2 rRNA genes are annotated in these 3,151 nt (G+C 52.9%); both read left to right on the forward strand.

What is annotated here, in order from left to right:
• The first annotated feature begins 17 nt into the window (after positions 1-17).
• Positions 18-2,899 (forward strand): 23S ribosomal RNA (locus DIE15_RS36455).
• 128 nt (positions 2,900-3,027) lie between these two features.
• Positions 3,028-3,140, forward strand: a 5S ribosomal RNA gene (gene rrf, locus DIE15_RS36460).
• Positions 3,141-3,151 lie beyond the last annotated feature (11 nt).

Genomic DNA, 3,151 nt, shown 5'->3' on the forward strand with positions numbered 1-3,151 from the left:
AGACAGACTCGTTATAGGGTCAAGCGAACAAGTGCATGTGGTGGATGCCTTGGCGATCACAGGCGATGAAGGACGCGGTAGCCTGCGAAAAGCTACGGGGAGCTGGCAAACGAGCTTTGATCCGTAGATGTCCGAATGGGGAAACCCACTCCTTTTGGAGTATCCATGGCTGAATACATAGGCCATGTGAAGCGAACGCGGTGAACTGAAACATCTAAGTAACCGCAGGAAAAGAAATCAACCGAGATTCCCAAAGTAGTGGCGAGCGAAATGGGATGAGCCTTGCACTCTTTATTTGTATTGTTAGCCGAACGCTCTGGAAAGTGCGGCCATAGCAGGTGATAGCCCTGTAGGCGAAAACAGTATGAAAGAACTAGGTGTGCGACAAGTAGGGCGGGACACGTGAAATCCTGTCTGAAGATGGGGGGACCATCCTCCAAGGCTAAATACTCGTGATCGACCGATAGTGAACCAGTACCGTGAGGGAAAGGCGAAAAGAACCCCGGGAGGGGAGTGAAATAGATCCTGAAACCGCATGCATACAAACAGTCGGAGCCTCGTAAGGGGTGACGGCGTACCTTTTGTATAATGGGTCAGCGACTTACGTTCAGTAGCAAGCTTAACCGTATAGGGCAGGCGTAGCGAAAGCGAGTCCGAATAGGGCGTTCAGTTGCTGGGCGTAGACCCGAAACCAGGTGATCTATCCATGGCCAGGATGAAGGTGCGGTAACACGTACTGGAGGTCCGAACCCACTAACGTTGAAAAGTTAGGGGATGAGCTGTGGATAGGGGTGAAAGGCTAAACAAACCTGGAAATAGCTGGTTCTCTCCGAAAACTATTTAGGTAGTGCCTCGTGTCTCACCTTCGGGGGTAGAGCACTGTCATGGTTGGGGGGTCTATTGCAGATTACCCCGCCATAGCAAACTCCGAATACCGAAGAGTGCAATCACGGGAGACAGACATCGGGTGCTAACGTCCGGTGTCAAGAGGGAAACAACCCAGACCGCCAGCTAAGGTCCCCAAATATAGCTAAGTGGGAAACGAAGTGGGAAGGCTAAAACAGTCAGGAGGTTGGCTTAGAAGCAGCCACCCTTTAAAGAAAGCGTAATAGCTCACTGATCGAGTCGTCCTGCGCGGAAGATGTAACGGGGCTAAGCTATATACCGAAGCTGCGGATGCGTGCTTTGCACGCATGGTAGGAGAGCGTTCCGTAAGCCTGCGAAGGTGCCTTGTAAAGGGTGCTGGAGGTATCGGAAGTGCGAATGCTGACATGAGTAGCGATAAAGGGGGTGAAAGGCCCCCTCGCCGTAAGCCCAAGGTTTCCTACGCAACGTTCATCGGCGTAGGGTGAGTCGGCCCCTAAGGCGAGGCAGAAATGCGTAGCTGATGGGAAGCAGGTCAATATTCCTGCACCATTGTTAGATGCGATGGGGGGACGGATCGCGGAAGGTTGTCCGGGTGTTGGAAGTCCCGGTCGCTGCATTGGAGAAGGCACTTAGGCAAATCCGGGTGCGTAATTCAAGGGTGTGGCGCGAGCTCCTTAGGGAGCGAAGCAATTGGAAGTGGTTCCAAGAAAAGCCTCTAAGCTTCAGTCTAACGATGACCGTACCGCAAACCGACACAGGTGGGCGAGATGAGTATTCTAAGGCGCTTGAGAGAACTCGGGAGAAGGAACTCGGCAAATTGGTACCGTAACTTCGGGATAAGGTACGCCCTTGTAGCTTGATGCGCCTGCGCGCAGAGGGTGAAGGGGTTGCAATAAACTGGTGGCTGCGACTGTTTAATAAAAACACAGCACTCTGCAAACACGAAAGTGGACGTATAGGGTGTGACGCCTGCCCGGTGCCGGAAGATTAAATGATGGGGTGCAAGCTCTTGATTGAAGTCCCGGTAAACGGCGGCCGTAACTATAACGGTCCTAAGGTAGCGAAATTCCTTGTCGGGTAAGTTCCGACCTGCACGAATGGCGTAACGATGGCCACACTGTCTCCTCCCGAGACTCAGCGAAGTTGAAGTGTTTGTGATGATGCAATCTACCCGCGGCTAGACGGAAAGACCCCATGAACCTTTACTGTAGCTTTGCATTGGACTTTGAACCGATCTGTGTAGGATAGGTGGGAGGCTATGAAACCGGAACGCTAGTTTCGGTGGAGCCGTCCTTGAAATACCACCCTGGTTTGTTTGAGGTTCTAACCTTGGCCCGTGATCCGGGTCGGGGACAGTGCATGGTAGGCAGTTTGACTGGGGCGGTCTCCTCCCAAAGCGTAACGGAGGAGTACGAAGGTACGCTAGGTACGGTCGGAAATCGTGCTGATAGTGCAATGGCATAAGCGTGCTTAACTGCGAGACCGACAAGTCGAGCAGGTGCGAAAGCAGGTCATAGTGATCCGGTGGTTCTGTATGGAAGGGCCATCGCTCAACGGATAAAAGGTACTCTGGGGATAACAGGCTGATACCGCCCAAGAGTTCATATCGACGGCGGTGTTTGGCACCTCGATGTCGGCTCATCTCATCCTGGGGCTGTAGCCGGTCCCAAGGGTATGGCTGTTCGCCATTTAAAGAGGTACGTGAGCTGGGTTTAAAACGTCGTGAGACAGTTTGGTCCCTATCTGCCGTGGGCGTTGGATATTTGAAGGGGGCTGCTCCTAGTACGAGAGGACCGGAGTGGACGAACCTCTGGTGTACCGGTTGTCACGCCAGTGGCATCGCCGGGTAGCTATGTTCGGAAGAGATAACCGCTGAAAGCATCTAAGCGGGAAACTCGCCTTAAGATGAGATATCCCTGGGGACTAGATCCCCTTGAAGGGTCGTTCGAGACCAGGACGTTGATAGGTCAGGTGTGTAAGCGCAGTAATGCGTTCAGCTAACTGATACTAATTGCCCGTAAGGCTTGATCCTATAACAAGTCTGTTTCGCGCTAGAGAGCGCGTCGGACGGGTTGGATTCTCGTGTGTGATACACACAACCTGAATTACTGCTTCTTCCAAGATTGGTTGTGCTGCGAAGCAGCGCAACAACCCTCTTTGCCTGATGACCATAGCGAGTCGGTCCCACCCCTTCCCATCCCGAACAGGACCGTGAAACGACTCTACGCCGATGATAGTGCGGATTCCCGTGTGAAAGTAGGTAATCGTCAGGCTCCCTAAGCCA

The organism is Burkholderia sp. Bp9031 (assembly GCF_003857965.1).
Taxonomy (GTDB): domain Bacteria; phylum Pseudomonadota; class Gammaproteobacteria; order Burkholderiales; family Burkholderiaceae; genus Burkholderia; species Burkholderia ambifaria_A.